Source organism: Gammaproteobacteria bacterium, assembly GCA_003696665.1.
GTDB lineage: Bacteria > Pseudomonadota > Gammaproteobacteria > Enterobacterales.
The window spans coordinates 1-2739 of sequence record RFGJ01000292.1; the positions used below are offsets into that span (position 1 = coordinate 1).

3 protein-coding genes are annotated in these 2739 nt (G+C 52.8%); all 3 read left to right on the forward strand.

Annotation, left to right across the window (positions count from 1 at the left end; translation table 11 throughout):
- Positions 1-850 (forward strand): GTPase HflX (hflX, locus tag D6694_07975; protein RMH42407.1); only part of this gene is annotated, 850 nt, incomplete at its 5' end.
- Positions 851-881: 31 nt separating this feature from the next.
- A complete protein-coding gene (gene hflK / locus D6694_07980; protein ID RMH42409.1) occupies positions 882-1907 on the forward strand; it encodes an FtsH protease activity modulator HflK in 1026 nt (341 codons plus the stop codon).
- A partial coding sequence (locus D6694_07985; protein ID RMH42408.1) for a protease modulator HflC occupies positions 1904-2739 on the forward strand: 836 nt, incomplete at its 3' end. The genes hflK and D6694_07985, both read left to right, overlap by 4 nt.

The following is a 2739-nucleotide window of genomic DNA, read 5'->3' on the forward strand; positions in this document are numbered from 1 at the left end:
ACAAAAAGGAGGCATTGGGCTGCGCGGGCCTGGTGAAACGCAGCTTGAAACGGACCGACGACTGATTCGTGAGCGGATGCGGTGGATTCAGGCACGATTAGAACGGGTCACTCGTCAACGCGAGCAAGGCCGACGTGGCCGCAAAAGAGCGTCGCTTCCGACTGTCGCCATTGTCGGCTACACCAATGCGGGAAAATCCACTTTGTTTAATCGGCTCACACAAGCCGACGTGTATGCCGCGGATCAATTATTCGCGACATTGGACCCTACGTTGCGGAAAATCCATTGGTCAGAAACCGGCCCCTTTATCTTAGCTGATACCGTAGGTTTTATTCGGCACCTGCCTCATGATTTGGTGGCCGCGTTTCGTGCCACCTTGGAAGAAACGCGGGAAGCGCAGTTACTATTACATGTGATTGACGCGTCAGATCCGCGACGCGACGAAAATATCGAGCAAGTTGAACAAGTGCTGGACGAAATTGGCGCTGAGACGGTGCCTAGGATACGCATTTACAATAAGATCGATCGACTGGCGTCGATCGAAGCAAAATGGCGTGATGCCGAGCCGCCAGAGGAGCCATCGGTGTGGCTGTCGGCGAAAACCGGCAAGGGACTGTCCCTGCTTAAAGAGGCCATTGTTCGTGGGCTTGGGGACACCATCGTTGATCTCAAACTTAAGTTACCGCCTGAAGCAGCTCGTATTCGCGCTCGACTGTACCAACAACAGATGATCATCTCCGAAACAGTGGCCGATGATGGTTCGTCATTGTTGCATGTGCGATCTTCGAAAGTGGCGTGGGAACGTCTGCGCCAGAAAGAGGAGGTCGACTTCAATGCTTTTATGGCCTAGGATGTGAGCAATTTTAACGAGGGGAAATTCAATGCCTTGGAACAAACCTGATGACAAAGATCCGTGGAGCCATTCACCAAAGAATGATGGTCCACCTGAACTCGATAAGTTGATAAGCCAATACTGGCGGAAACTGACCGGTGGTGGTAAGCCGGGCGCCGGTCGCGGCAATAAGGGCTTGGGGCCTTGGCCATTTATCATCGTTGCCATCGTGATTTGGGCCCTCAACGGCATTTATACGGTAAAAGAGCAAGAGCGCGCGGTGATCTTGCGTTTTGGCGCTTTTGACCGTATTGAGATGCCCGGACTTCACTGGTTGCCGCCAGGCATTGATCGAAAGATTCTCGTGGACGTGACAAGTATCCGTAGCCATCAAATCCATGGAGAAATGTTGACCAAAGGCGAAAATATCGTCTTGGTCGATGTTGGCGTGCAATATCGAGTCGAAGATCCAGAAGCCTATATTTTCAGTCTCACCGACCCCGATCTCACGGTAAAAAGTGCGACGGAGGCGGCCCTGCGACAAGTGATCGGCGATTCGTCGCTGGATGACATTCTGGCGGCGGGGAAAGCGGAAATTCGGCGTCGGGTTGAAGAGGAACTTCGACAGATTCTTGAAGCATACAAGGCTGGTGTGCGCGTGACGCAGGTGACTTTGGGAGATGCCCGGCCACCGCACGAGGTCAAGGCGGCGTTTGACGACGCCATTAAGGCGCGAGAAGACAAGGAACGCTATAAAAATGAAGCCGAGGCGTACGCCAACAAAGTGGTGCCGGCCGCAGAAGGTGAAGCTAAGCGGCTAGTCGAAGAGGCGCGTGGTTACAAAGAGCGCGTTGTGGCTGAAGCCAAAGGCCAAGTGGCAACCTTCAACAAGCTTTTGCCGGAATACCGGATGGCGCCGGAAGTGACCAAGCGCCGACTTTATCTTGAGACAATGGAGCGGATCTTGGCGAACAACCCGAAAATCATCATCGACAAAGAAAGTGGCACGCTCAACGTGCTCCCATTAGACCAATGGTTGCGCGGCCAGCGCCAGCAGCAGGAGGCGAAACAATGAACCAATTTCGCACACCACTGATTCTCGGTGCCGTCGCACTGGCGTTACTTCTGGTTTTGAACAGTGTCTTCACCATCGATCAGTATCAAACCGGATTTGTCCGCGTGTTCGGCAAAATTGAGCGTAACGCCGATGGCAACTTGAAAGTATATGGCCCCGGTCTGCATTTTCGTTGGCCCTTTGTGACCAAGGTTGTGCGTTTGGATAGACGCGTGCAGACCATGGACCGCCCCGCAGAACGGGTCGGCACCAGCGAAAAAAAGGACATGATGGTGGATCTGTTTGTCAAATGGCGGATCGAGGACCCTGAACAATATTATCTGCGCACCCAAGGCATGACGAGCAAGGCACTATTATTGCTCGAACGTATTGTCAATAATGCGCTGCGCAGCGAATTTGGCCGACATACCATCACCGATGTCATCTATAAACAGCGAGAATCTATCATGGACAATATTCGGCATGAAGCCAACGCAGCAGCGCCGGAGCTTGGCATTAAAATTATTGATGTGCGTGTCAAACAGGCCAATTTGCCGGAAGATGTGTCAAAAAGCGTTTATCGACGCATGCGGGAAGAACGTAATCGGGTCGCGACCCAGTTGCGTTCAGAGGGCAGAAAAGAGGCCACAGTGATTCGTGCTGAGGCCGATAAGAGAGTCACCATTATCAAAGCCCGTGCAAGTTTAGAAGCGCGTCGCATTCGTGCTGCGGCTGAAGCCGAGGCAGCCCGCGTGTTTGCGGAAGCCTATAACCAGGATAAGGCGTTCTTTGATTTTCTGCGTAGTTTGCAGGCGTATGAGCGCAGCTTCTTGAGTGGCGAGAAAACCATGAT

Bases quoted from the DNA above. Each gene is read 5' to 3' on its own strand.
- hflK (RMH42409.1), top strand. From the start codon at position 882: ATGCCTTGGAACAAACCTGATGACAAAGATCCGTGGAGCCATTCACCA.